The organism is Tabrizicola sp. (genome assembly GCF_051645465.1).
Taxonomy (GTDB): Bacteria; Pseudomonadota; Alphaproteobacteria; order Rhodobacterales; family Rhodobacteraceae; genus Tabrizicola.
Genome location: NZ_JBOFBI010000059.1, coordinates 1 through 23,127, shown reverse-complemented (window position 1 = coordinate 23,127; position 23,127 = coordinate 1). Strand labels below are relative to the sequence as shown.

27 protein-coding genes are annotated in these 23,127 nt (G+C 65.1%); 14 read left to right on the top strand and 13 right to left on the bottom strand.

Annotated features, from left to right (window positions below; genetic code table 11):
• Window positions 1-383 precede the first annotated feature (383 nt).
• Window positions 384-2,429, bottom strand: coding sequence for a DNA helicase RecQ (gene recQ / locus ACRCSW_RS03465; protein WP_438702619.1), 2,046 nt, complete (start codon window positions 2,427-2,429; stop codon window positions 384-386).
• Between the two features lie 2 nt (window positions 2,430-2,431).
• Complete coding sequence (locus ACRCSW_RS03460; RefSeq protein ID WP_438702617.1) at window positions 2,432-2,719, bottom strand: YggT family protein; 288 nt, start codon at window positions 2,717-2,719, stop codon at window positions 2,432-2,434.
• A gap of 126 nt (window positions 2,720-2,845) precedes the next feature.
• On the opposite strand from ACRCSW_RS03460, the gene ACRCSW_RS03455 reads away from it, so the two are divergent.
• The 7 genes from ACRCSW_RS03455 to ACRCSW_RS03425 all read left to right on the top strand — a co-directional run bounded on the left by ACRCSW_RS03455 (window position 2,846) and on the right by ACRCSW_RS03425 (window position 9,006).
• The gene (locus ACRCSW_RS03455) at window positions 2,846-3,376 is read left to right on the top strand and encodes an acyl-CoA thioesterase (protein ID WP_438702616.1); all 531 of its coding nucleotides are present in this window, start codon (window positions 2,846-2,848) and stop codon (window positions 3,374-3,376) included.
• Between the two features lie 136 nt (window positions 3,377-3,512).
• Window positions 3,513-4,883: an MFS transporter gene (locus ACRCSW_RS03450; RefSeq protein ID WP_438702614.1), complete on the top strand. Its 1,371-nt coding sequence runs from the start codon at window positions 3,513-3,515 to the stop codon at window positions 4,881-4,883.
• Window positions 4,880-5,791, top strand: a complete 912-nt coding sequence (gene mepA, locus ACRCSW_RS03445; RefSeq protein WP_438702613.1) for a penicillin-insensitive murein endopeptidase — start codon at window positions 4,880-4,882, stop codon at window positions 5,789-5,791. The genes ACRCSW_RS03450 and mepA overlap by 4 nt, the downstream gene beginning before the upstream one ends.
• A gap of 74 nt (window positions 5,792-5,865) precedes the next feature.
• Window positions 5,866-6,648 carry an esterase-like activity of phytase family protein gene (locus ACRCSW_RS03440; protein ID WP_438702611.1) on the top strand — a complete coding sequence of 261 codons (783 nt, stop codon included), beginning with the start codon at window positions 5,866-5,868 and terminating at the stop codon, window positions 6,646-6,648.
• Between the two features lie 88 nt (window positions 6,649-6,736).
• Entirely contained in the window at window positions 6,737-7,357 is a 621-nt protein-coding gene (locus ACRCSW_RS03435) for a queuosine precursor transporter (protein ID WP_438702610.1), read from the top strand.
• Window positions 7,358-7,684: 327 nt separating this feature from the next.
• Window positions 7,685-8,107, top strand: a complete 423-nt coding sequence (gene arfB / locus ACRCSW_RS03430; RefSeq protein WP_438702608.1) for an alternative ribosome rescue aminoacyl-tRNA hydrolase ArfB — start codon at window positions 7,685-7,687, stop codon at window positions 8,105-8,107.
• A complete protein-coding gene (locus ACRCSW_RS03425; RefSeq protein ID WP_438702606.1) occupies window positions 8,104-9,006 on the top strand; it encodes a phosphotransferase enzyme family protein in 903 nt (300 codons plus the stop codon). Before arfB ends, ACRCSW_RS03425 begins: the two co-directional genes overlap by 4 nt.
• On the opposite strand, the gene pncB is transcribed toward ACRCSW_RS03425, so the two are convergent.
• Together pncB and pncA are read right to left on the bottom strand one after the other, a co-directional pair.
• Window positions 9,003-10,295, bottom strand: a complete 1,293-nt coding sequence (pncB, locus tag ACRCSW_RS03420; protein WP_438702604.1) for a nicotinate phosphoribosyltransferase — start codon at window positions 10,293-10,295, stop codon at window positions 9,003-9,005. The two genes, ACRCSW_RS03425 and pncB, sit on opposite strands and share 4 nt — an antisense overlap.
• Window position 10,296: 1 nt before the next feature.
• Window positions 10,297-10,905, bottom strand: coding sequence for a bifunctional nicotinamidase/pyrazinamidase (gene pncA / locus ACRCSW_RS03415; protein ID WP_438702602.1), 609 nt, complete (start codon window positions 10,903-10,905; stop codon window positions 10,297-10,299).
• 99 nt (window positions 10,906-11,004) lie between these two features.
• On the opposite strand from pncA, the gene trhO reads away from it, so the two are divergent.
• Window positions 11,005-11,916: an oxygen-dependent tRNA uridine(34) hydroxylase TrhO gene (gene trhO / locus ACRCSW_RS03410; protein ID WP_438702600.1), complete on the top strand. Its 912-nt coding sequence runs from the start codon at window positions 11,005-11,007 to the stop codon at window positions 11,914-11,916.
• Between the two features lie 6 nt (window positions 11,917-11,922).
• On the opposite strand, the gene ACRCSW_RS03405 is transcribed toward trhO, so the two are convergent.
• Window positions 11,923-12,963 (bottom strand): LLM class flavin-dependent oxidoreductase, encoded by a 1,041-nt coding sequence (locus ACRCSW_RS03405; RefSeq protein ID WP_438702598.1) that lies wholly within the window; start codon window positions 12,961-12,963, stop codon window positions 11,923-11,925.
• 253 nt (window positions 12,964-13,216) lie between these two features.
• The gene (locus ACRCSW_RS03400; RefSeq protein ID WP_438702597.1) at window positions 13,217-13,444 is read right to left on the bottom strand and encodes a hypothetical protein; all 228 of its coding nucleotides are present in this window, start codon (window positions 13,442-13,444) and stop codon (window positions 13,217-13,219) included.
• A 95-nt stretch (window positions 13,445-13,539) separates the two neighbouring features.
• Here ACRCSW_RS03400 and ACRCSW_RS03395 point away from each other — a divergent pair, with 95 nt between their 5' ends.
• Window positions 13,540-14,400: a LysR substrate-binding domain-containing protein gene (locus ACRCSW_RS03395; protein ID WP_438702595.1), complete on the top strand. Its 861-nt coding sequence runs from the start codon at window positions 13,540-13,542 to the stop codon at window positions 14,398-14,400.
• A 7-nt stretch (window positions 14,401-14,407) separates the two neighbouring features.
• Here ACRCSW_RS03395 and ACRCSW_RS03390 read toward each other — a convergent pair whose 3' ends face one another.
• Window positions 14,408-15,175 (bottom strand): NYN domain-containing protein, encoded by a 768-nt coding sequence (locus ACRCSW_RS03390; RefSeq protein ID WP_438702594.1) that lies wholly within the window; start codon window positions 15,173-15,175, stop codon window positions 14,408-14,410.
• Window positions 15,176-15,297: 122 nt separating this feature from the next.
• Between ACRCSW_RS03390 and ACRCSW_RS03385 the strand changes: the two genes are divergently transcribed.
• Window positions 15,298-16,284 carry an acyltransferase family protein gene (locus ACRCSW_RS03385; RefSeq protein WP_438702592.1) on the top strand — a complete coding sequence of 329 codons (987 nt, stop codon included), beginning with the start codon at window positions 15,298-15,300 and terminating at the stop codon, window positions 16,282-16,284.
• Here ACRCSW_RS03385 and ACRCSW_RS03380 read toward each other — a convergent pair.
• From ACRCSW_RS03380 to ACRCSW_RS03360, 5 genes are all read right to left on the bottom strand, one after another.
• Window positions 16,281-16,673: a hypothetical protein gene (locus ACRCSW_RS03380; protein WP_438702591.1), complete on the bottom strand. Its 393-nt coding sequence runs from the start codon at window positions 16,671-16,673 to the stop codon at window positions 16,281-16,283. The two genes, ACRCSW_RS03385 and ACRCSW_RS03380, sit on opposite strands and share 4 nt — an antisense overlap.
• Window positions 16,670-17,263, bottom strand: a complete 594-nt coding sequence (locus ACRCSW_RS03375) for an ATP-dependent Clp protease proteolytic subunit (RefSeq protein WP_438702590.1) — start codon at window positions 17,261-17,263, stop codon at window positions 16,670-16,672. The genes ACRCSW_RS03380 and ACRCSW_RS03375 overlap by 4 nt, the downstream gene beginning before the upstream one ends.
• Window positions 17,264-17,343: 80 nt before the next feature.
• The gene (locus ACRCSW_RS03370; protein WP_438702589.1) at window positions 17,344-17,757 is read right to left on the bottom strand and encodes a type II toxin-antitoxin system VapC family toxin; all 414 of its coding nucleotides are present in this window, start codon (window positions 17,755-17,757) and stop codon (window positions 17,344-17,346) included.
• Complete coding sequence (locus ACRCSW_RS03365) at window positions 17,757-17,999, bottom strand: type II toxin-antitoxin system Phd/YefM family antitoxin (RefSeq protein WP_438702587.1); 243 nt, start codon at window positions 17,997-17,999, stop codon at window positions 17,757-17,759. The genes ACRCSW_RS03370 and ACRCSW_RS03365 overlap by 1 nt, the downstream gene beginning before the upstream one ends.
• Window positions 18,000-18,060: 61 nt before the next feature.
• Window positions 18,061-19,191 (bottom strand): S-(hydroxymethyl)glutathione dehydrogenase/class III alcohol dehydrogenase, encoded by a 1,131-nt coding sequence (locus ACRCSW_RS03360; RefSeq protein ID WP_438702585.1) that lies wholly within the window; start codon window positions 19,189-19,191, stop codon window positions 18,061-18,063.
• A gap of 73 nt (window positions 19,192-19,264) precedes the next feature.
• Here ACRCSW_RS03360 and ACRCSW_RS03355 point away from each other — a divergent pair, with 73 nt between their 5' ends.
• Both ACRCSW_RS03355 and ACRCSW_RS03350 read left to right on the top strand, forming a co-directional pair.
• Window positions 19,265-19,546 (top strand): I78 family peptidase inhibitor, encoded by a 282-nt coding sequence (locus tag ACRCSW_RS03355; RefSeq protein ID WP_438702583.1) that lies wholly within the window; start codon window positions 19,265-19,267, stop codon window positions 19,544-19,546.
• A gap of 10 nt (window positions 19,547-19,556) precedes the next feature.
• Window positions 19,557-19,847 carry an I78 family peptidase inhibitor gene (locus ACRCSW_RS03350; RefSeq protein WP_438702582.1) on the top strand — a complete coding sequence of 97 codons (291 nt, stop codon included), beginning with the start codon at window positions 19,557-19,559 and terminating at the stop codon, window positions 19,845-19,847.
• Between the two features lie 50 nt (window positions 19,848-19,897).
• On the opposite strand, the gene ACRCSW_RS03345 is transcribed toward ACRCSW_RS03350, so the two are convergent.
• A complete protein-coding gene (locus ACRCSW_RS03345) occupies window positions 19,898-20,338 on the bottom strand; it encodes a c-type cytochrome (protein WP_438702580.1) in 441 nt (146 codons plus the stop codon).
• Between the two features lie 195 nt (window positions 20,339-20,533).
• Here ACRCSW_RS03345 and rpoN point away from each other — a divergent pair, with 195 nt between their 5' ends.
• The gene (rpoN, locus tag ACRCSW_RS03340; RefSeq protein WP_438702578.1) at window positions 20,534-21,781 is read left to right on the top strand and encodes an RNA polymerase factor sigma-54; all 1,248 of its coding nucleotides are present in this window, start codon (window positions 20,534-20,536) and stop codon (window positions 21,779-21,781) included.
• 73 nt (window positions 21,782-21,854) lie between these two features.
• Window positions 21,855-23,127: hydantoinase/oxoprolinase N-terminal domain-containing protein (locus tag ACRCSW_RS03335; RefSeq protein ID WP_438702576.1), on the top strand; the 1,273-nt coding region annotated here is incomplete at its 3' end.

Here is a 23,127-nt window from a genome sequence, read left to right as displayed (position 1 = left end):
CCCCCCCCCCCCCCGGGGGGGGGGGGGGGGGGGGGGGGGGGGGCTCCGCCCAAAGGACTGCGCGCGTGGTTCCCGCAAAGACGCCAGAGCTCCGTCGCGGGGCCCAACGGTAGAAGACGCCCTCCCGTGGTCGCGACCGAGAGGGCCGCCTGACCGCGTCTGAAGTCAAGCGCGCCCACCGCCCCAGGCGCCTCCCCTCCCCCTCGTGGGGAGGGGCCGGGGGTGGGGGGCTCCGCCCAAAGGACTGCGCGCGCGGTTCCCGCAAAGACACCAGAGCTCCATCGCCGGGCCCAACGGTAGAACAGGTTAACTGTTTCTAAACGCCCCTCGGCTAAAGCATTGAAATCCCTTGCGTCTAAAGCCGTAACGCTGAGTTACACCCCTCACCCTTCCCGCAAAACCCCCAGAAACGCCTCCCCGAACCGCTCCACCTTCAGCTCCCCCATCCCCTGGATCGCCTGCAGCTCCCCCAGCGTCGAGGGCCGCCGTTCAACGATCTGCCGCAGCGTCGAATGAGTGCAGCTGAGGTACTTTCCCGTCCCGTCCTCCCCCCGCGACAGCTCCAGCTGAACCTCCGCCAGCCGGTCGAACATCGCCCCCTCCGGCCGCGCCACCAGCCGCATCCGCGCCGGGTGCAGGCTTTCCGCCGCCCCGTTGATCACCGCCAGAAACTCCGCCCCATAGCTCTCCAGCTTCTTCGCCCCCACCCCGGTAATCCCCGCCATCTGGTCCAGGTTAGCAGGCTTCCGCTCCGCCATCTCGATCAGCGTCTTGTCCGGGAAGACCACATAGGCCGGCACATTCTGCGCCTCCGCCAACGCCCGCCTTTTGGCCTTGAGAAGCGCCAGCAGCCCCAGATCCTCATCCGCCACCTGCGCCCGAACGACCGCCCTCTCCTCGTCAGCCGCCACGACCGTATCGCGCCGCAAGGTCACCTGCGCCTCCCCCCGCAAGATCGGCCGCGCCGCCTCGGTCATCCGAAGCGCGCCATGGCGGTCGGGGTCGGGTCGGATAAGATCGCGCCCCATCATCTGCCGGAAAACCGCGCCCCAGGCGGGCTTCGAAAGGTCGCGCCCCACAGCAAACGTCGGCAGCTGGTCGTGTCCCCTTTCACGCACCTTCTCGGTCTTCGACCCGGTGAGGATATCGATCAGATGCCCCGCCCCGAACCACTCCCCCGTCCGCAGGATGGCCGACAACGCCTTCCGCACGGCGTCGGTCGCATCGAAAAGCTGCGCCGGCCGGTCGCAGAGGTCGCAGGCCCCGCAGGGTTCGGTCGTCTCGCCGAAGTACCCCAGCAGCACCTGACGGCGGCAGCTCAGCGCTTCGGCCAGACCCAGCAGGGAGTTCAGCCGGGCGTGATCGGCGGCCTTGCGGTCGGGGGGAGCCGGGCTTTCGTCGATCTGGCTTCGGCGCAGGCGGATATCGTCGGGACCGTAAAGCGTCATGGTTTCAGCAGGCGAGCCATCGCGGCCCGCGCGGCCGATTTCCTGGTAGTAACCCTCAATCGACTTCGGCAGGTCGGCATGGGCAACCCAGCGGATATCCGGCTTGTCGATCCCCATCCCGAAGGCAATTGTCGCCACCACGATCAGCCCGTCCTCGCGCTGGAAGCGCACCTCGACCCGCCGCCGCGCCTCGGCCTCCATCCCGCCGTGATAGGCTACCGCCGCATGGCCTGCCTCGCGCAAAGCTTGCGCCAGGGTCTCGGTCTTCGCGCGTGTGCCGCAATAGACGATGCCGGACTGGCCCTTTCGGGCAGCCGCGAACCGCAGGATCTGCTCGCGCGGGCCGGACTTGACCGCAAACGCCAGGTGGATGTTCGGCCGATCAAAGCCGCGCAGGAACGTCAGCGGCGCCTCTCCGTCGAAGAGCCGCGTGACGATCTCGGCCCGCGTTTCCTCATCCGCCGTGGCCGTGAAGGCCGCGAGGGGCACTTTCAAAGCGCGCCGCAGCTCGCCGATCCGCAGATAGTCGGGGCGGAAGTCGTGGCCCCACTGGCTGACGCAATGCGCCTCGTCGACCGCGATCAGGCTGCAGCCCACCCGCCGCAAGAGACCCGCCGTAGCACCGGATGCCAGCCGTTCGGGCGCCATGTAGAGAAGCTTCAGCCGCCCCTCATCAAGCGCGCGAAAGACCTCTTCGGTCTCTTCTTCGGTGTTCCCCGAGGTCAGCGCCCCGGCCTCCACCCCCGCCGCCCGCAAAGCGCGGACCTGGTCGCGCATGAGCGCAATCAGGGGCGAGATGACGACAGTCACGCCATCACGGCAAAGTGCGGGCAGCTGGAAGCAGAGCGACTTGCCCCCGCCCGTCGGCATGATGGCAAGGGTGTTCCGGCCCTGCAGCACGGCCTCGACGATTTCGGCCTGCCCGGGACGAAAGTCCGGGAAGCCGAAGACGGAATGCAGAAGCTCGGCGGCGCGATCCAAGGTCAGATGGCGACGCCGGTGTTGTTCGACAGGATGATCCGAAGGGCATAGATCACGATCAGTACGATCAGCGGTGCAAGATCAAGGCCGCCCATCGGGGGCAGAAACCGGCGGATCGTCCCATACAGCGGTTCCAAGAGGCGGTTCAGCGCGTACCATATCTGCGACACCAGCGGCTGGCGGATGTTCAGAACCTGAAAGTTGATCAGCCAGCTCATGATGACATGGGCGAGGACAAAGAAGATCGCCACATTGAGGATCAGCATCAGGATCTGGTAAAACGAGGTCATCAGGCGCTCCGTCAGGGTTTGGCCAGAGGTAACGGCAGGGAGCGCGAAGGGCAATGCCTCACGCAGCGTTGGGCTTGACGCGGCCTTAACGACGGGCCACCCCTTCCGCGCAACCCGGAGGTGCCGATGTATCCTTTTCTGCGCATGTTCAAGGAGCTGGCCCGCGCCCGTCGCATGCCGCCTCTAGGCCTCTTCGACACCCATGTAAGCCATCACCTCTGCTGGCCCTGGGACCTTGACCCCTGGGTAGAGCTGAACAACGGCCGCACGCTGACGCTGTTCGACCTTGGCCGCCTGCCGCTTGGGACAAGGACCGGAATCCACCGCCATCTCGCCGCAAATGGATGGGGCATGACGGTGGCGGGGTCTTCCGTGCGGTATCGGCGCCGGGTGACGATGTTCTCGCGGCTGACGACCTACAGCCGGTGCCTGGGCTGGGACACACGCTTCCTTTACATGGAACAGTCGATGTGGAAGGGCGAGGACTGTACCTCGCATGTCCTGATCCGCTCGGCCATCGTGTCGAAGGCGGGGATCGTACCGCCCGCCGAACTGGCGAAAGCAGTGGGAGTGTCAGGTGAAAGCCCGGCTTTGCCCGAATGGGTGCAGGCCTGGATCGCCGCCGAGGCGACCCGCCCCTGGCCGCCAGCGCGCTGAAACACTGCTCGTCGTTCGTCTTCGACTTCTCCTCGCTCGGGTCGCCCCCGCGATGAGCGAGCGCAGCGACACGAAGAGCCTTCCCTTGCGCTAAGGGGCGTTTCCGGTTTCACTTCAAGGAAAACAGGAGGCAGGCATGGCAAGCACGCGCAAGCGGATCTGGGGCTGGTACTTCTTCGACTGGGCCAGCCAGCCCTACAACACGCTGCTCCTGACCTTCATCTTCGGTCCCTACTTCGCGGAAATCGCAATCGGCTACTATCTGGGTCAAGGGCTGGACGCAGATGCCTCGGCAGCGGCAGCGCAAAGCTTCTGGGGCTGGGGAATCGCCGCCAGTTCGGTCCTAATCGCCGTATTCGCGCCGATTCTGGGTGCAGTGGCCGATACCACCGGACGCCGATTGGTCTGGGTTTGGTTCTTCTCGGCATTCTACATTGTGGGGGCATGCGCGCTGTGGTGGGTCGCGCCGGGCGGAGGTATCGAGATACTCTACTGGGCGGTGACGTTCTTTGGCATCGGCTTCATCGGCATGGAGTTCGCCACAATCTTCACTAACGCCCTCATGCCCAGCCTGTCGGACCATGATGAATTGGGCGCGATCTCTGGTGCGGGCTTTGCCTTCGGATACCTTGGTGGGCTCCTCGCACTGATCATCATGCTGGGGCTTTTCGTGTCCAACCCCGAAAACGGGCTGACATATCTGGGCCTCAACCCGCTCCTGGGCGAGGACGCCGAGACCCAGGTCGGCACCCGTATTGTTGGCCCTTTCACGGCACTCTGGTTCATTTTGTTCATGATCCCCTTCTTCCTTTGGGTGAAAGAGCCGCGCACCTCGCCGGTCCGGTTCGAGCCCGGCCGCGTCCTAGCTCAGCTCAAACAGTTGTTGGCCTCGCTGCGCTTCCGCAACAGCCTTAAGGCCTATCTGGCCTCGTCACTCCTCTATCGCGACGCGCTCAACGCGCTCTATGTCTTTGGCGGTGTCTACGCCAAGGGCGTGCTCGGCTGGAGCATAGGCCAGATTGGAATCTTCGGTATCGTCGGCGCGACGGCTGCGGTCCTCGCCGCGTGGATTGGCGGGAAAATGGACCGGCGTTTCGGGCCAAAGCCAGTGATCGCATTCAGCATTGTGGTGCTCATCCTCGTTTGCAGCGTGTTGGTCGGCATGACCCGCGAGCAGGTCTGGGGCATCGCGCTGGACCCAGCAAGCAACCAGTCGGACAACCTCCTATTCATCTGTGGGGCACTGATCGGAGCGGCAGGTGGCATGGTGCAAGCTGCGAGCCGAACGATGATGGTACGCCACACCACCCCTGACCACGCGACCGAGGCCTTCGGGCTTTTTGCGCTGTCGGGTAAGGTGGCGAGCTTCGTTGCGCCTTCGCTGATCGCGATTGTTACAGGAATCAGCGGATCGCAGCGCATCGGCTTTTCGCCGCTGATCGTGCTTTTCCTCATCGGCCTGATCCTGCTAGTTTGGGTTAATCCCAAAGGTGAGCAGCTCCGATGATCCTTCGTTCACTTGCCGGCGCGCTGCTGTGTGCCGCCCTTCTGCCTCCCGCCCCCGCCCAGGCCGAGAAGCTGGCCAACAAGCTTTTCGGGGCGATGGACGCGCCCTCAGCCGAAGACCCTATGCCCGTCGGTTCCTATGCGAAAGGCTGTGCGGCGGGGCTGGTCGAGCTGCCGGAAACCGGCCCCACCTGGCAGGCCATGCGGCTGTCGCGGAACCGCAACTTCGGCCATCCGGTGATGGTCCAGTACCTGATGGACCTCTCGGCCACCGCCCAGGCGATCGGCTTTGGACGGGGCCTTTACATCGGCGACATCAGCCAGCCACGCGGCGGGCCGATGACCAGTGGTCACTCCAGCCACCAGATCGGGCTGGACGCCGATATCTGGATGCTGCCGCCCCGAAGCCTGCGCCTGAGCGAAGCCGAGCGGGAGGAGATCAGCTCGATCCCCGTCCGGTCAGAGGACCAGCGGTCCGTGACCGAGAACTGGACGAAAACGCACCACCGCCTTTTGAAAGAGGCCGCATCCGATCCGCGCGTCGATCGCATCTTCGTGGCGGCGGCGGTGAAGATCGAGATGTGCAAGACGGCCACGAAATCGGACAAGAAGTGGCTGCAGAAAATTCGCCCCGTCGCGGGCCACGACACGCATTTCCATGTCCGCCTCAAATGCCCCAAAGGCGCGCGGCTTTGCGAGACGCAAAGTCCCACGGTGGCCGAGCTTTCAAAGAACGGCGACGGCTGCGATGAGACGCTGATGTGGTGGGTGACCGACTATCTGAACCCGCCCAAGGTCGACAAGAAGAAGCCCAAGGACGAGGAAGAGCCGAAGAAAAAGAAGGGCGCGCGCGATTTCACAATGGCGGACCTGCCGAAGCAATGCAAAGCCGTCCTCGCGGCCGACTGAAAGTCGCTGCTGCCCTTTGTGCCCTCGGCCAGACTGCGCACGCCGGGGGCTTTGTGTCGTCCTATGCCTGGTCGATGACTGATCCGCTCTTTGGCGGCTTCTCGGCGATCGAACTGACAGCGGACGGAACCTCGTTCGTGGCCCTGTCTGACCGCGGAGCCTGGATGCGGGGCACCTTGCAGCGGGATGACAGCGGCGTGGTCATCGGGGTGACCGCAAGCCCGATGGAGCGGCTGAAAGGCAGCCGTGATGGGCCTCTCGACCCCAGGCGCGCCGACAGCGAGGGGATGGCCCAGGCCGCAGACGGTACGATCTATGTGTCTTTCGAGGGGGTCACTCGCGTCCTTAGCTACCGTGCCTTTGCCGGGTCAGCGAAGAACCTGCCGACCTCGGCCGAGTTCGTGAAACTGCCCAGCAACGCCTCGCTGGAAGCCTTGGCGATTGATGGGTCCGGGGCGCTTGTTGCCGTCGCCGAGGATGTCCGGGGCAGCAGCGGCGGCTTCCCCGTCTATCGCAATGATGGCACGGCCTGGAGTGTCACCGGCACATTGCCGCGCGAGGGCACGTTCCTTCCGGTCGGGGCAGATTTCGGGCCGGACGGCCGACTCTATGTGCTTGAGCGCGACTTTCATGGTCTCCTCGGCTTCGCCTCACGGGTCCGGTCCTATGGAACCGAAGGGGACGGCTTCGACGGGGGCAGGACCGAGATGCAATCGGGCGTCGGGGAGCATGACAACCTTGAAGGCCTTGCGGTCTGGCAGGACCCGACCGGTGCGATCCGGCTGACCATGATCTCGGACGACAATTTCAAATTCTACCAGACGACCGAAATCGTCGACTATCGCCTTGGCGATTGACGAACGGCGCGGACGGGCCTAAAGCGCGCCGTCCGCTGGATGAGCTTGCGGGCCAAGTCTCCGCGACCTTGTCAAAACGGAACCCGTTATGCGCATCCTTCTTCCTGGCGTTATCGCCATGGCGGCGATTGTCGTCGCTTCGAACATCCTCGTCCAATACCCGCTTGGCGCCTTCCTGACCTGGGGGGCCTTTACCTACCCGTTCGCCTTCCTGGTGACCGACCTAACGAACCGCCTTCAAGGCCCCGCCGCCGCCCGGCGGGTGGTTCTGGCGGGTTTCGTCACAGGAATCCTCTGTTCCTTCATCGGCACCCAGATCATCGGCGAATTCGGCCCACTTGTGACCCTTCGTATCGCGCTTGGGTCGGGCATTGCCTTCCTCTGCGCCCAGCTTCTGGATATCTCGGTCTTCAACCGGCTGCGCCAAGGCAGCTGGTGGAAAGCGCCGCTGGTCTCGACGCTCGTATCCTCGACGCTGGATACGATCATCTTCTTCACCGTGGCTTTCTCAGCCGCCCTGACCTTGCTTGAGCCCGGCAACGATGTCTCGTGGGCAACCGCGCCTGCAGCACTTCTTGGTATCGGTCCCGAGGCACCGTTCTGGGTATCTTTGGCTGTCGGCGACTGGCTTGTTAAGCTTCTGCTCGCTCTTGTGGCACTTCTGCCTTTTCGACTGGCAGTGGCCAAGCTCACAGCAAAGGTAGCGTAAATTGTTTTGACAAACACAAAATCTGTGTCACGCTCCCCATATCGGCAACTTTTTGAAAGGAGGTGATCCAGTGTCTAGAGTGATATTGGAGAGAGGTGTCGGGACAGTCGGGAGGGGAATTTTCTGAAGGCAGCCCTTCAGGTGATTTCACACCGATTGGATTTGGATGCCTAACTGGCCCATCTCCTTGGATCTCGGAAAGGGTTGCCTGCAGGGGCAACCCTTTCTCTTTGCGGGACGTCGGGATTGAGAACCCAAAACTCTTGCACAAAAAGTTGAGGCCCGCCCCGCTGAACCCGCGCAATTCCACCCGCAAGAACCCCAGCCATGATTTACGTTACCGAAACAATCAGCCTAGCCGAATGGGAATTGTCCGAAAGCTTCATGCGGGCTTCCGGACCGGGCGGGCAGAACGTCAACAAGGTATCAACCGCCGTCGAATTGCGCTTTGAGGCCGAGCGTTCCCCGCACCTTCCACCGCAGGTCAAAGCCCGGCTGAAAAAGCTCGCCGGGCGGCGCTGGACGAACGAGGGGGCCATCGTTCTGCAGGTCGACGAAACCCGCAGCCAGGCCCGCAACCGCGACATCGCGCGGGAGCGGCTGGTCGAGCTGATCCGCGCCGCATTGGTGGCGCCGAAGCGGCGGATTGCCACGAAGCCCACGCTCGGCAGCCAGCGGCGGCGCATTGCGGCAAAGTCCGCTCGGGGCGAGGTCAAAGTGCTGCGCGGCAAAGTGGACGACGAGGAATGACCCCCGCCGAAGAAGCCGCTGGCCACTGGGGTGGTCGGATCGTCCGGCTGCTGCGCGACCGCGAGAACCATGTCTTCGAAATGGCACTGCCCTGGGGCCGCGCGGCGCTGCGCTTGCACCGCGGGGGCTACCAGTCCGCCGATGCCATCCGGTCCGAGCTTTGGTGGTGCGCGGCGCTGGCGAAGGAGGGCCTGCCCGTCCCCGGCGCCCTTCCGGCCCGGGACGGCAGCCTTCTTGTCCCCCTCAGTGATGGTCGCCACGCCTCGGTCATTGCCTGGATGGAAGGTGAGGCTTTAGGGGAAGCGAGCTTACCTTTCAGCCGTCCCCTGCCCGAGGTTCTGGACATCTACCACGCGCTGGGAGCACTTCTTCGGAGCATCCACCGCGCGACTGATGCCCTGACCTTGCCCGAGGGCTTCAGCCGTCCCCGCTGGGATCGCGACGGGCTTGTTGGCGAAGCTCCCTTCTGGGGCCGGTTCTGGGACCACCCGGCTGCAAACCCCGACCAGCGCGCCATGCTGATCCGCGCCCGCGACGCGCTGCGCGAACGGCTGCACGGCGACATCGGCCTGATCCACGCCGACCTCCTGCGCGAAAACGTGCTGGTGAACGGTCGTTCGGTTTCCCTGATCGACTTCGACGATTCCGGTTTCGGCTTCCGGCTTTACGACCTTGGCACCGCTCTGCTGCAGACGGTCTACCATCCTGCGCAACCCGACATCCGTGCGGCCCTGATGGCAGGCTATGGGACGACCGACGGCGAGATGGTCGAGGCGTTCACGCTTGCCCGCACTCTCGCCTCGGTCGGCTGGACCATGCCGCGTCTTCAACCCGACGATCCGATCCACAAAAGCCATCTCGCCCGTGCGGTCATGTGCGCCGAGCGGGTGCTGGGCTAGACGACGACCTCCAGCACCTTCTGCTGACCGACGCCGAAGACGCGCTTGTAGCGCTCGATCTCGTCCTTCGGTCCCATCGCCTTGGCCGGGTTGTCTGACAGTTTCACCGTCGGTCGGCCGTTCGCGGAAAGCGCCTTGCAGACCAGACTGAACGGAGCCAGCGCGTCATCGGCGACGAGCCCCCGGAAGTCGTTCGTCAGCATCGTCCCCCAACCGAAGGACACCTTCACCCGGCCCACGAAGCGGGCGTGAAGCTCTTCGATCTTGTCGACATCCAGGCCGTCGGAGAAGATCACGAGCTTCTGCCGCGGGTCCTCACCGCGTTCCTGCCACCAGCGGATCGCCGTTTCGGCTCCCGTCGCGGGATCGCCGCTGTCGATACGGATGCCGGTCCAGCCCGCGAGCCAGTCTGGTGCATTCTTGAGAAACCCCTCGGTGCCGTAGGTATCGGGCAGGATGATCCGAAGGTTCCCCTCATGCTCCTCCTGCCAGTCGGCCAGCACCTGATACGGCGCCTGCCGCAGTTCGGCATCCGTATCGGCCAGCGCGGAATAGACCATCGGCAGCTCGTGCGCGTTGGTCCCGATCGCCTCGATGTCGCGCATCATCGCGATCTTGCAGTTCGACGTACCGGTGAACTTGCCCCCCAGCCCTTCCTGCATCGCCTGGACGCACCAGTCCTGCCAGAGGAAGGAATGCCGCCGCCGCGTCCCGAAATCGACGATGCGAAGGCCGTCGATCTTGCGCAGGCGTTCGATCTTTTCCCAAAGCCGCGTCATCGCGCGGGCGTAAAGCACCTGGAGCTCGAACCGCCCCATTTCGTTCAGGACCGCCCTGGACCTCAGCTCCATCAGCACCGCAAGCGCGGGGATCTCCCACAGCATGACGTCGGGCCAGGCGCCCTCGAACGTCAGCTCGAACTGCCCGTCGCGCTTTTCCAGGTGGTAGGGCGGTAGCTTCAGGCCCTCGAACCACTCCATGAAATCGGACCGGAACATCTGCCGCTTGCCGTAGAACGTGTTCCCCCGCAGCCAGGTGCTTTCGCCGCGCGTCAGGGACAGCGACCGGACGTGGTCCAGCTGTTCGCGAAGTTCGCCTTCGTCGATCAGATCGGCGAGGCGCACTTTGGAGGACCGGTTGATCAGGCTGAAGACGACCGTCGTGTCAGGTTTGTTCCGGAAAATCGACTGACACATCAGAAGCTTGTAGAAGTCGGTATCGATCAGCGACCGCACGATCGGGTCGATCTTCCACTTGTGGTTCCAGACGCGGGTGGCGATATCCACCATCTCAGACCTCCAGCGCGACGCCAGCCGCGCGCATCTGGTCGCGGGACTGGGCGAGGCTGCCGTTCAGGTCAATGGCCCGGCAGGCGCCTTCCAGCACGGTCGCCTTGAACCCCAGCCGCGCGGCGTCGCGGGCCGAGTAGGCAACGCAGTAGTCGGTCGCAAGGCCGACAAGCGTCACTGCCGTTACGCCACGATTGTGCAGGTAGCCCTCCAGCCCCGTTGTCGTCGTCTGGTCGTTTTCAAAGAAGGCGGAGTAACTGTCGATCTCGGGCCGAAAGCCTTTGCGGACAATCAGTTGCGCGGGATCGGTGCGCAGCGCTGCGTGAAATTCCGCACCAGCCGTTCCCTGCACGCAGTGGGTCGGCCAAAGGACCTGCGGGCCGTAGGGCATTTCGGTCAGGCTGAAGGGGGCTGCCCCTGGATGGTTCGCGGCAAACGAGGCATGGTTCGCCGGGTGCCAGTCCTGCGTCAGGACGACGGTCGCAAAATCCCCCATCAACCCGTTGATCCGGCTGATGATTTCGTCTCCACCCGCCACGGCCAAAGCTCCACCAGGGCAGAAGTCGTTCTGCACGTCGATCACGATCAGGGCTTCGTTGGCAGGCTTCATGGCAGTCTCCCGAAGGTCATCCCCTTGGGTAAGGCGCGGTAAGGGCTTGCGTCAAGCGAAGTGCTTGAAATTCGCCAAGCTTCGGCGCAAAGGGGGCGCATGCTGATCGTCGCCGCGCTTTATCAGTTCGCCCGCTTCCCGGACCCCGCCGCCCTGCGAGCGGATCTTCTGGAGGTGTGCCAGGCGCATGGGGTGAAAGGCTCGCTTCTGCTGGCGCCCGAGGGGATCAACGGGACGATCGCTGGGACACGAGAGGCGATCGACGCGGCGCTGGCAGCGATCCGGGCCTTGCCGGGGTGCGAGGGGCTGGAGTGGAAGGAAAGCTTCGCGGAATCAATGCCTTTCGGGCGGATGAAGGTGAGGCTGAAGCGCGAGATCGTGACCATGGGCCAGCCCGATGTCGACCCTCTCGCCCGGGTCGGGAACTATGTGCAACCGACCGAATGGAACGCGCTGATCAGCGATCCCGACACAGTGGTGATCGACACCCGCAACGATTATGAGGTCGCGATCGGGACATTCCGGGGTGCGGTTGACCCCGAGACTCGGGCGTTTGGCGAGTTTCCGGAGTGGTGGCAGGCGAACCGGGAAAGGTTTGCGGGCAAGCGGATCGCCATGTTCTGCACCGGCGGCATTCGCTGCGAGAAGTCGACGAATTACCTTCTGGGTCAAGGGCTTAATGAGGTCTACCACCTGAAGGGTGGGATCCTGAAGTACCTTGAGGATGTTCCGGAAGAGGAAAGCCTTTGGCAGGGGCAGTGCTTTGTCTTCGACGACCGGGTGTCGGTTGGGCATGGCCTTACACAGGGTGGACTGAAGGCCTGCGGGGCGTGCCGGAGGCCGGTGACGGAGGAGGGTCAGCGGCATCCGGACTATGAGGAAGGCGTCTGCTGTGCAGCTTGCGTGGGCGAGTACTCACAAGCCGACCGCGCTCGGTTCAGGGAACGGCACCGCCAGATGTTGTTGGCCGCGAAGCGCGGATCGCAACATCTGGGGCAAGGTGCGCTGTAGCACACCCTACGCAGCCTTGTCCGCCAGCATATCCTGCACCATCGGGATGACCTTCCCGCCGTAAAGCCGGATGCAGGCCATCAGGTCGGTGTGCGGCATCGGGCCGGTCGAATACTTCATGTCAAAGCGCTGGATGCCGAGAGTGCGGATCGTCCTCGCGATCTTGCGGGCGACCGTCTCAGGGGCGCCCACGTAGAGCGCGCCGTGCTGCACTTCGGCGAGGAACCGGTCTTTGGTGACGGGGGGCCAGCCACGTTCGCGCCCGATGCGGCCGAACATGTCGGCGTAGTGTGGCCAGAGAAGTTCTTGAGCCTTTTCATCGGTTTCCGCGACGAAGCCGGGGGAATGGACGCCGATGGGGCGCACGGGTTTGCCAAGCTGGCTGCAGGCGCGGTGGTAGAGGTCGATGTAGGGGGCAAAGCGGGCCGCGTCGCCGCCGATGATCGCAAGCATCAGCTGCAGATCCTGCCGGACCACGCGAACGACGCTTTCGGGCGAGCCGCCGACGCCGACCCAGACGGTCATGCCTTCCGGCCCCAGCGGCGGGAAAACCGGCTGATTTATCAAAGGGCTGCGCGTTTCCCCCGACCATGTGACACGGGGTTCGCGGGTGAGTTTGGCGAAGAGGTCCAGGCGTTCCTCGAAAAGCTGTTCGTAGTCCTGCAGGTCATGCCCGAAGAGCGGATAGCTTTCGGTAAACGATCCGCGCCCGAGGATGGGTTCGGCACGACCTCCCGAGACGGCGTTGAGCGTGGAAAAGCGCTGGAAGACGCGGACGGGATCGTCGGTGGAAAGCACGGTCACGGCAGTGCCAAGCTTGATCCGGTTGGTGCGGCCTGCGATGGCGGCAAGCACGATCTCGGGGGCCGAAATCGCGAAGTCGGCGCGGTGGTGTTCGCCCAAGCCGATGAAATCAATGCCGATTTCGTCGGCGAGCGTGGCCTGGTCCAGGACTTCTCGCAGGGTCTGGTCCATGCGTTGCAGCTGGCCATCGGGACCGTGGGAGACGTCGCCGAACGTGTCGAGGCCGAGAGAGATTTGGGTCATGGTGGCTCCTTTGACCCGGAAGGTAGGCATTCCTTGCCAATCGGTGAATGCGGATTTCGAGAGAGTGTCGGTTCAGGGACGCACGGCATGACGCAAGTGTTTGCGAACGCTGGGCTAATCGGCGGCTTTCGAGGTCTTTGCTGTATCTTGTTTTCGTCTTGGTTCCGTCTTGGTTCCGTCTCTACGCGCATGCCGGTCGGGGCCGATTAACCATTCCAGCGAATCACGGCTTCAGGGCATGACGGCGTGTCCGTCAGACCTGATCGCGGAGCCTGAGGTTCGCATGAAGCGGCGCCTTGACGGCTGGTGGTCGCTGGACGCGCGACATCAGCCAGTTAACGCGCCCCTGCCATCTGGCCCGGCGCTCAGCCCGCTGGATGGCAATGAGCTCAGCCCGGTGATGGGCGTGCAGGTCCTTGGGGCTGCCGTCAGGATTGTGGGCGGCCGAGGCGTGGAGAAGATCGAGGTTGACGGGGTACATGGCTTTCGTCCCGTTGCTAGGTTGGGCTTTAGAAATGCCACAAATGCTGCGATATTCCGAATCAGGAAAAATCCTGGAACGAAAGCTGAGCTTACGTGTCACGCTGGCGGAACCTTCCATCGCTCTCCAGTCTGCGGGCGTTTGATGCCACCGCCCGCAGCGGCAGTTTTGCCGAGGCGGGGCGGGTCTTGAACGTGACGCACGCGGCAGTGACCCAGCAGGTGCGGGCACTGGAGGCGGAGCTTGGGCTTCAGCTGGTGTGCCGGACGGGGCGGACGGTCAGCCTGACCGAGCCTGGCGAGGCCTTGGCGCGGAGCCTGGCCGACGGGTTCGGGGCGATTGCCACGGGAATTGAGACCCTCCGCCGAGTGGAGGCGCGGCGGGTTCTGCGGGTCGCGACCACAACCTTCATCGCTGAAACCCACATCATGCCGCGCCTGCCGGATTTCTGGGCCCGGCACCCGGGAGTTGAGGTGGCGATGACGCCAAGCCCGGCGACGGTGGACCTGCTGCAAGAGGGCTTTGACCTGGCGATCCGCGTGCTGGAATGCGGCTGGACCGCGCCGCCCGACGTTGAGATCCGGCCCCTGGCCGAGACGCCGATCCTGGCCGCCTGCGCGCCGTCGCTGGCAGGTGGCGATCCCCTGGCGCTGCCGTGGCTCGACGGGCCGGAGAGCGCATGGGACAAGGAACAGTTGCGCAAGGCCGGGATCGACCCGGACGGGCTGAAGAAAGTGCAGCTTGGCAGCGCGCATCTGGAGATGTCGGCGGCGCGGCAGGGTCTGGGCGCGATGCTCGCGACCGAGATCATCTGCCGGACCGATCTGGAGGCGGGGCGGCTCGTGGTCCTGCCGATCAGCGGGCTGCCGGTGGTGACCTATGCGGTCGTCCTGCCGAAGGGTCCGCGCCGCGCCGCTGTCGACCAATTCGCGGACTGGCTGGCGTCGATCTTCTGATGCGCGCTTATGCCTTGTCGCGGACCATCAGGTGGTTGCCCTCGCCCTTCTGCACTTCGAACCGGCCCGTGCGTTTCAGAAGGTCGGAGAGCTTGGCGCTGCCGTAGCTCCGGCTGTCGAAGTCGGGGTAAAGCTGGGTCAGGACCTGGCCAAGCTGGCCGAGGGAATAGCTGTCCTCTTCGATCCCGATCTTCTTCATCGCCGCCATGACCAAGGGAATGGCCTCTTTTGCGTCCTTGGCAGCGGGATTGGTTGGCCTTTGCGCTGCCTTGGCGGGTCTTTGGGTCGGGCGGACGTCGGAGGCTGGTTCCGGCTGGCCTGCAGCCTCGGCCGTGGCGGCGATGTTCTCGATGAAGATGAAGCGGTTGCAAACTTTGCGGAGGGATTCGGGGGTCTTCTCCTCTCCCACGCCAAAGACCTGCAGCCCGTCCTCGCGGATGCGGCTGGCGAGGCGGGTGAAGTCGCTGTCCGAGGAGACGAGGACGAAGCCGTCGACCTTGCCCTGGTGCAGGATGTCCATCGCGTCGATGACCAGGCCGATGTCCGAGGCGTTCTTGCCTTTGGTGTTGGCGGATTGTTGATGCATGACGAGGCCAAGGCTGCGGGCTTTTTCCTTCCACTGCGTCAGAGCCGAACTGGACCAGTCGCCATAGACGCGGCGGACCGATGCATCACCGAAGCCTGCGATTTCGTCGAGGATCGCCTCGATATGGCGGGCGGGGATGTTGTCGGCGTCGATGAGGACGGCAAGACGGTCGGCGCGGGTGTCGGGCATGGGTGCCTCCGGGGTTTCCATCCGTTGTGGCGGATCGGGGGGGCGGTGAAAAGCGTAAACGCTTGGTTGACTTGGGCCGGGGGGCGGGCAACATCGGCCTGCAGCGGGCAAGGGCGGGACGCATGATCGGTGGATTGCAGATGTTGCGCGGTGTCGCCGCGACGCTGGTTGTGCTCTTCCACCTGCAGGCCGCCGCCGTTACCGAAGGCTTTGATCCCGGAGTGCTGGCCGCTTTCATCGGCGGCGAGGTGGGGGTGGATGTCTTCTTCGTCCTGAGCGGTTTTGTGATCTTTCATGCGGCACAGGGACGGCCGGACTGGGGGGCGGCGGGGTTCCTGCGGCAGCGGTTCTGGCGGATCGTGCCGCCGTACTGGGCCGCGCTGATCCTGACGCTGCTGGCGCTGGCGGGGCTTGGGCTTTTGCGCGGCGACTGGTCGGGCTGGCCGGAACCTGGGCGGATGCTGATCTCGGTGCTTCTGTTGCCGCTGCCCGATCAGGTGATGGCGGTGGCCTGGACGCTGACGGTGGAAGGTGTGTTCTATCTGATCTTCGCGCTGACCTTCTTCCGTTTCGGCGCTCGCAGGGCAATTACGGCGCTGGCGGTCTGGGCGCTGGTGACACAGGGGCTGCGGCTCTGGCCCGGCGGCTTGCCCCCGGCCCTGGGGCTGGTGTTCTATTCGGGGGTGATCGAGTTCCTGTATGGCGGGCTGATCGCGCAGGCGCTGGCGGCGGGGTGGCGCCGTGGGGCTGTTGTCTCCGTGGTCATCGGCAGCCTGGGCCTGGCGGCGGTGGTTGCGGGGATTGTGCCGCTGCACTGGGGGCGGGAGTGGGTAGCGGGGCTCCCGTCGGCGGCGCTGGTCTATGGGCTGGCGGCCGGGGGCTGGCGGATGCCCGAGTGGTGCATGGTCTGGGGCGAGGCGTCGTATCTTCTTTACCTTCTTCATCTTCTGGTGTTCTCGATTGCCGGAACGCTTTTGCGGATGGCCGGGGTCGCGCCCTATGGCTCGGTTCCGGTGATGCTGGGGTTGGGCGTGCTGGCGGTGGCCGTCTCGGTGGCAGCGACGCTGTGGCTGGAACGGCCCTACCGCCGCTGGACACGCGGGCGTTAGCTTTCTGGCGCGTCGCCGCAGCTGGGGCCGGTCAGAAGCGCCTGCAGCCGGTCGATCCGGGCGATGTCGGTGTCAGAGATCACGAACATCGCGTCGACGATGGGCGAGTTGAGAAGGGGTTCGACGACCACTTCGCCGCAGATCAGAAGCTGGCCGGTCTCACCGACATGGGCGCGGGTGAGGGCCGCCATCTGCCGGTCAAAGCTGCCCGCCAGCCGGATGACCAGCGCCGAGCCGGTGGCGCCTTCGTCGACCCGGCGGACCGAGCGGATGTCTTCGGCCTGGGCGTTCAGGGCGTCGGCGCCGAAGACAAGGCTGATCCGCGGTGGTTCGGCCGCCGCAGGCTGGGCCGCGAGCGCAGCGGCAAGCGCCACAGCGGCCAGGTTCACTTCAGCGCCGCGATCGACGAAATCACCGAGCCGACCAGACCGTAGTCCAGCGCCTCTTGCGTCGTCATCCAGAAATCCCGCGCGGTATCCTGGGCGATGCGTTCCGGCGTCTGCCCGGTGGCCGCGGCGAAAAGCCGGTGGAACCGGTCGCGCATGATCTCGATCTGGCGGGCCTGGATCATCATATCCGATGCCGTGCCGCCGATGCCGCCTGCGGGTTGGTGGAGGAGGAACCGGGTGTTGGGCAGGCAGTAGCGGTCTTCCTTTGCGGCCCCCACAAAGATCAGGGCGCCCGCGCTGGACACCCAGCCCGAGCCGATGGTGCGGACCCTTGGCCGGATGAACTGGATCATGTCGTGGACCATGTCACCGGATTCGACATGCCCGCCGGGCGAGGAGATGTAGAGGTTGATCGGATCGTCGCTCTCCTCGGCCAGCGCCAGAAGATGGGTCACGGCGCGGTTCGCGACCTTGTCGTTGATCTCGCCGGTGATGATGACGCTGCGGGTCTGGAAGAACAGCTGATCCATGCGGCCGCGCGGGCCGTCGTCCTTGGATGCGCGGGTGTCGTCGAGAAGCGTGGTGTTCATCGCGAGCCTCCGGGTTTGTGTTGGGGCAGCGTGACGGAGCAAGGGGGGAGGTGCAAGGGGGTTCGGAGCGGCTCTGCGGCTCAGACCAGCGGCTCTGGGAAGGGCGATTCAATCCGGGCGCCGGTAGCCAGGAAGGCGCGGTCGCCGGTCACGACGGTTGCGTCTCGCGAAAGCGCTGTAGCAGCAATCTGAAGGTCGGCACCGAGATTCCCGATCCGCGCGGAGAGCCGACCCCAGACGCGGGCTGCATCAGCGTCAAAGGGCAGTATTCGGTCAGCGAAGAGCAGGACGGTCCGGTCAAGCCAGTTGCGCAGGTCGTTGGCGAAGGTCGGATCGCGCTGGGTTTGCTGTGCGATGCCGCGCTCAACCTCGCCTAGGGTGATGACACTCAGGAACAGCGCGTCATCCGGCTTGTCGGCCAGCCATCGCATGACATGCGGCGCGCGTTCCCGTCGGCGCATGGCCGACAGGACGTTGGTGTCGAGAATGTACATCAGAACGCGACGTCGCGGGGTTGCACCTCGGCGCGGTCAAAGCTGCCGCCCGGAAAGGACATGAGATGATCGGCAAAGCTGCCCCGGTGCCGGCCCGCATCCGAGACCAGGCGTGCGTATTCGGTTGCCGAGAGCACCACGACGGCGGGTTTGCCACGCCGTGTAACCTCTTGCGGTCGTCCGCCGAGCGCGGCGTCGACGACTTCGGAGAAGCGGTTCTTGGCGTCTTGGAGGGTCCACATGGCAAATACCTAGCTAGACATCTATCTAGCTAGGTATGTTGTTGCCAGTCGCTTGTCAATCTCAGAACACGACCACGGCCCGGATGGACTTCCCCGCATGCATGAGGTCGAAGCCTTCGTTGATCCGGTCCAAGGGCAGGACGTGGGTGATCATCGGGTCGATCTCGATCTTGCCGTCCATGTACCAGTCGACGATCTTCGGAACGTCCGTCCGACCCCTCGCGCCCCCGAAGGCGGTGCCTTTCCAGACCCGCCCGGTGACGAGCTGGAAGGGGCGGGTCTCGATCGTGGCCCCGGCGGGCGCCACGCCGATGATGATGCTCTGCCCCCAGCCGCGGTGAGTGCATTCGAGAGCCGCCCGCATCACCTTGACGTTGCCGGTGCAGTCGAAGCTGTAGTCCGCGCCGCCGATCTTGTCGAAGGGGGTCTTCGTCATATTGACGATGTGCGCGGTGATGTCGCCCTCGATCTTCGTGGGGTTGACGAAATGGGTCATCCCGAAGCGCTCGCCCCATTCCTTCTTGTCGTCATTGATGTCGACGCCGATGATCATGTCGGCCCCGGCCATGCGAAGGCCCTGGATCACGTTCAACCCGATCCCGCCGAGGCCGAAGACCACGGCCTTGGCGCCCTGTTCGACATTTGCGGTGTTCAGTACCGCGCCGATGCCGGTGGTGACGCCGCAGCCGATGTAGCAGATCTTGTCGAAGGGGGCGTCCTCGCGGACCTTGGCCAGCGCGATCTCGGGCATCACCGTGTGCTGGGCGAAGGTCGAGCAGCCCATGTAGTGGTAGATCGGCGTGCCATCGAGCATCGAGAACCGCGTGGTGCCGTCGGGCATCAGGCCCTGGCCTTGCGTCGCGCGGATCGCGGTGCAGAGGTTGGTCTTGCGGCTGAGGCACGAGGGGCACTCGCGGCATTCGGGCGTGTAAAGCGGGATCACGTGGTCGCCGGGTTTCAGGGTCTTCACGCCGGGGCCGCATTTGACCACCACGCCCGCGCCCTCGTGCCCGAGAATCGAGGGGAAAATGCCTTCGGGGTCCGCCCCGGAGAGGGTAAACTCATCCGTATGGCAGATGCCGGTGGCCTTGATTTCGATCAGGACCTCGCCCTCTTTCGGGTCGTCGAGGTTCACCTCCATGATCTCCAACGGTTTTCCGGCGGCGACGGCAACGGCGGCACGGGTGCGCATCTGGTTATCCCTCCCTTATGGTTTTCCTGAAGCTGTGGCAAAGTGGCTTGGAAAGCAATTGCGGAAGCGACCCATGAAACACGTCTCAGCGATTCTCCTCTGCGCCCCCCTTCTGCTTGCGGCCTGCGTCGAGCCGGTTCCGGTGCCGCCCCCGAATGAGCCGATGGATCAGTGCGGCGCAAGCGAGCTGCAATATCTGGTCGGCCAACCCGGGGCTGTGCTTGACGGGATGCGGTTCAGCCAGGATGTCCGCGTGATCGAGTACGGGATGGCGGTGACGATGGACTTCAAGGCGGACCGGCTGAACATCTGGCTGGACCGGCGCGATGTGATCGAGCGGGTGGTCTGTGGCTGAGGCGGTGAGGATGCGGTCGATCAGCCTGGTCATGGCGCTTGCCCTGGCCGCCTGCGTTCCGGTGACAACGCCTGGTCCCGACCGGATGCCGCCCGAGCCGGCGCCGGGCAGCGATGCCTGCGGGGCCAGCACCCTGCAGTATCTGGTCGGCAAGGACAAATCCGTCTTCGCGGCGATGAGCTTCGTCGCGGGGACAAGGTTCATCGAGCCGGGGATGCCGATCACTATGGACTACAGCCCGACGCGGCTGAACTTCGACCTGAACAGCGCTGGTCGGATCACGCGCGTCTGGTGCGGATGAAAAAAGCCCCGGTCGGGTGACCGGGGCCTTGGTCCTGCCTGGGCAGGCGATCACTTCTTGACGCGATAGACCTCATGGCAACCGCCGCAGGTCCCACCAAGTGCGCCCATGCCTGCCTGCAACGTCTCAAGCGAAGCGACGTCAAGCGCGGTCGCCGCATCAGTTCCTGCTTTGGCTTTCATCAGGAAGTCTTCCCAGTTCGTCCAGATCTCAGGCTTGGATTCCGAAGCCGGGTCGTCCGCGCCAGGCTCTTTGAAGACGGCTTCGATCTTGCCGAAGTCTTCGATCAGCGTGGCTTTGGCAGCCTCTGCAGCGGCGGCATCGAATGCGGTCTTGCCGCCTGCCATGTCAGCAAGGACGCCGATTGCCTTGCCGTTCGCTTTCATCAGTTCCGAGCGGGCGATGGCATTCGGATCGGTCCGTTCTCCTTCGGCATAGGCGACCCCGGCAGTGAGGACCGCGCCGAGCATCAAGGCTTTGGCGAGTTTCATGCGTATGGCTCCCTTGTTGGCTAACCGCTTCACTATAGGCGCGACTTTCTGTCGCGGTAGCATGGGACTTGTGCGCTCACGCACTTGTCATCTGCGCTGGTGGAGAGCTTGGCTGGGCCGTTGCGGCTGCTCCACTGGCGCCGGACTTGCGGTCGCGTCCGGTCCGTGGGAACCATCGCAAAAGGGGCGCGTCGCATGAAATCCCGAAACCGCATCTCGGTCGAACAGACCCAGCGCATGGCGCTGACCACCGGGCTGCAGACCTCGATCCGGCTTTTGCGCGCCGATGCCGCAGGCCTTAGCCGCTATCTGGAAGAAGCGGCGGCGGAAAACCCCGAGATCATCCTGACCCGCCGCCAGGTGCAGGACTGGCTGCCACGCTGGAAGTCGGCCTTCAGGGCTGATGGCGAGCAGCCGGAACAGGCCGCGGCGGCGTCCAGTCTGGTTTCGCATGTGCTGGGGATGATCGAGGCCCTGCGTCTTGGCCCCGCCGAAGCGCGGATCGCCGAAGCGCTCGCCGAAGCGCTGGAGCCGTCGGGCTGGCTTGGCCGCTCGCTTGCGGCGATCGCCGCCGAGACGCGGGCGAGCGTTCCGGCGGTCGAGGCGGTGCTGCGCCGCCTGCAGGAACGCGCGGAACCGACCGGCCTTTTCGCGCGCAACCTGGCGGAATGCCTGCGTCTGCAGGCCGAGGAAGCGGACGAGCTGGACGCGGCAATGGCGGCGCTTCTGGGCAGGCTGGACCTGCTGGCGCGGGGTGAGATCGATCGGATCGCGCGCGAAGCGGGCATTGATCTCGCCGATCTGCGCAAGGCGTTCGGGCGGCTTCGCAGCTACGACCCGAAGCCCGGCAGCAGCTTCGAGGCCTTTGCCGCCCCGGTGCGCGAGCCCGACCTGATCGCCGAGAAGGGTCCGGCGGGGTGGATCGTCTCGCTCAATCGTTCGGCCCTGCCTGCGGTGTCGGTGGCCGAAGGCCGCGCCAAGGGCCGGGCCGAGGCGCGGGCGTTGATCAAGATGATCGAGGGGCGGAATGCGACGCTTCTATCCGTGGGCCAGGAAGTGCTAGGGCGTCAGGCGGCAGCTCTGGAGGCGGGGATGGGGGCGCTGGTGCCGATGACGATGGCGGATGTGGCGGTGGCACTTGGGTTGCATGAAAGCACGGTGAGCCGGGTGGTGGCCGGGACCGCGGTCGATACGCCGAGGGGGACCTGGTGGCTCCGGTCGCTCTTCACCAAGGCCACGCGCGAAGGCGGCCCGGCGGCGGGTGCGCTTCGTGATCGGCTGGCACGGCTGGTGGCCGGGGAAGACCCCGACGCCCCGTTGTCGGACGAGGCGCTGGCCGCGGCCCTGGCCGAAGGCGGCGCGCCAATTGCCCGGCGGACGGTGGCGAAGTACCGCGGCATGCTGGGCCTGCCGCCCGCACATCGCCGTCGGCGACGGCACTGATGTCGCTTCCGGGGGTGACAGCGCCTTCGTCCCGCACTAGCTCGGGGGCAAAGGGACGGTCGCAGGGAAGCAGATGGCCTATTTTCTGGGTGTCGATACCGGGGGCACCTACACGGATGCCGTGATCCTGGATGAGGCCGCGAACCTTGTGCTGGGGAAGGCGAAGGCCCTGACCAGCCGCCATGACCTTGCGGTGGGGATCGGCCAGGCGGTCGATGCGGCGATTGCTGCGGCCGGGGTGAAGGCCTCGGACGTAGCGCTGGTATCGCTGTCCACCACCCTTGCAACCAACGCGCTGGTCGAGGGTCAGGGCGCACGGGTTGCGCTGATATTCATCGGGTTTGACGAGGGTGACCTCGCCCGCGGCGGGCTGACCGAGGCTTTGAAGGGCGACCCGGTTCTGATCTTTGCAGGCGGTCATACTCATGCCGGGACCGAAGCCGCGCCGTTCGATCTGGCCGCGCTTGAAGAGGCCATCCGCGAACTGGGCGAGCAGGTCTCGGGCTTCGCCGTCGCCTCGCGCTTTGCGACCCGCAACCCCGCGCACGAGGTAGCAGCGCGTGACCTGATCCGGCGGGTTACGGGGCGCCCGGTGACCTGTTCGCACGAGCTTTCCGCCAACCTCAACGGCCCGAAGCGGGCGCTGACGGCTGTCCTGAATGCCCGACTGATCGGGATGATCGACCGGCTGGTCGCGGCCTGCGAGCAGCACCTTCTCGCCGTGGGCATCGACGCGCCGCTGATGGTGGTGCGTGGCGACGGGGCGTTGATCAGCGCTGCCATGGTGCGCGAGCGGCCCATCGAGACGATCCTGAGTGGCCCCGCTGCCAGCATCGTCGGAGCGCGCTGGCTGACGGGTGCGTCGGACGCGCTGGTCAGCGATATCGGCGGCACGACGACCGATGTGGCATTGCTGCGCGACGGGTTGCCGGAGATCGACCCCGAAGGCGCTCGGGTCGGCGGTTTCCGCACCATGGTCGAAGCCGTGGCGATGCGGACCACGGGCTTGGGCGGCGACAGCGAGGTGCATCTCGTGACCGAAGGGCTGAAGGGCGGCCTGCGCCTTGGTCCCCGGCGGCTGATCCCTGTTTCGCTTCTGGCGGTCGATCATGGGCCGATGGTCCACGCCGCCCTTGACCGGTGGCTTTCGTCGGAAGCCGTCGGCGAAATGGATGGCCGCTTCGTCGTGCCGATGTCCGGCCAGCGCGGCGGCCTGAATGCGCGGGACCTGGCGGTCTTGGACCGGATCGATCGCCCGATGCCGATGGCCGGGGCGCTGACCTCACGGCTGGAGGTCGCGGCGCTGGAGCGGCTGGTGGCGCGGGGGCTGGTGATGATCTCGGGTG

Bases quoted from the DNA above. Each gene is read 5' to 3' on its own strand.
- trhO (WP_438702600.1), top strand. From the start codon at position 11,005: ATGCTGATCGTCGCCGCGCTTTATCAGTTCGCCCGCTTCCCGGACCCC.
- rpoN (WP_438702578.1), top strand. From the start codon at position 20,534: ATGAAATCCCGAAACCGCATCTCGGTCGAACAGACCCAGCGCATGGCG.
- arfB (WP_438702608.1), top strand. From the start codon at position 7,685: ATGATTTACGTTACCGAAACAATCAGCCTAGCCGAATGGGAATTGTCC.
- pncB (WP_438702604.1), bottom strand. From the start codon at position 10,295: ATGGTGGATATCGCCACCCGCGTCTGGAACCACAAGTGGAAGATCGAC.
- ACRCSW_RS03385 (WP_438702592.1), top strand. From the start codon at position 15,298: ATGATCGGTGGATTGCAGATGTTGCGCGGTGTCGCCGCGACGCTGGTT.
- ACRCSW_RS03400 (WP_438702597.1), bottom strand. From the start codon at position 13,444: ATGTACCCCGTCAACCTCGATCTTCTCCACGCCTCGGCCGCCCACAAT.
- ACRCSW_RS03435 (WP_438702610.1), top strand. From the start codon at position 6,737: ATGCGCATCCTTCTTCCTGGCGTTATCGCCATGGCGGCGATTGTCGTC.
- pncA (WP_438702602.1), bottom strand. From the start codon at position 10,905: ATGAAGCCTGCCAACGAAGCCCTGATCGTGATCGACGTGCAGAACGAC.
- ACRCSW_RS03370 (WP_438702589.1), bottom strand. From the start codon at position 17,757: ATGTACATTCTCGACACCAACGTCCTGTCGGCCATGCGCCGACGGGAA.
- ACRCSW_RS03345 (WP_438702580.1), bottom strand. From the start codon at position 20,338: ATGAAACTCGCCAAAGCCTTGATGCTCGGCGCGGTCCTCACTGCCGGG.
- mepA (WP_438702613.1), top strand. From the start codon at position 4,880: ATGATCCTTCGTTCACTTGCCGGCGCGCTGCTGTGTGCCGCCCTTCTG.
- ACRCSW_RS03455 (WP_438702616.1), top strand. From the start codon at position 2,846: ATGTATCCTTTTCTGCGCATGTTCAAGGAGCTGGCCCGCGCCCGTCGC.
- ACRCSW_RS03450 (WP_438702614.1), top strand. From the start codon at position 3,513: ATGGCAAGCACGCGCAAGCGGATCTGGGGCTGGTACTTCTTCGACTGG.
- ACRCSW_RS03425 (WP_438702606.1), top strand. From the start codon at position 8,104: ATGACCCCCGCCGAAGAAGCCGCTGGCCACTGGGGTGGTCGGATCGTC.
- ACRCSW_RS03350 (WP_438702582.1), top strand. From the start codon at position 19,557: ATGCGGTCGATCAGCCTGGTCATGGCGCTTGCCCTGGCCGCCTGCGTT.
- ACRCSW_RS03405 (WP_438702598.1), bottom strand. From the start codon at position 12,963: ATGACCCAAATCTCTCTCGGCCTCGACACGTTCGGCGACGTCTCCCAC.
- ACRCSW_RS03460 (WP_438702617.1), bottom strand. From the start codon at position 2,719: ATGACCTCGTTTTACCAGATCCTGATGCTGATCCTCAATGTGGCGATC.
- ACRCSW_RS03375 (WP_438702590.1), bottom strand. From the start codon at position 17,263: ATGAACACCACGCTTCTCGACGACACCCGCGCATCCAAGGACGACGGC.
- ACRCSW_RS03360 (WP_438702585.1), bottom strand. From the start codon at position 19,191: ATGCGCACCCGTGCCGCCGTTGCCGTCGCCGCCGGAAAACCGTTGGAG.
- ACRCSW_RS03365 (WP_438702587.1), bottom strand. From the start codon at position 17,999: ATGTGGACCCTCCAAGACGCCAAGAACCGCTTCTCCGAAGTCGTCGAC.
- ACRCSW_RS03355 (WP_438702583.1), top strand. From the start codon at position 19,265: ATGAAACACGTCTCAGCGATTCTCCTCTGCGCCCCCCTTCTGCTTGCG.
- ACRCSW_RS03390 (WP_438702594.1), bottom strand. From the start codon at position 15,175: ATGCCCGACACCCGCGCCGACCGTCTTGCCGTCCTCATCGACGCCGAC.
- ACRCSW_RS03440 (WP_438702611.1), top strand. From the start codon at position 5,866: ATGACTGATCCGCTCTTTGGCGGCTTCTCGGCGATCGAACTGACAGCG.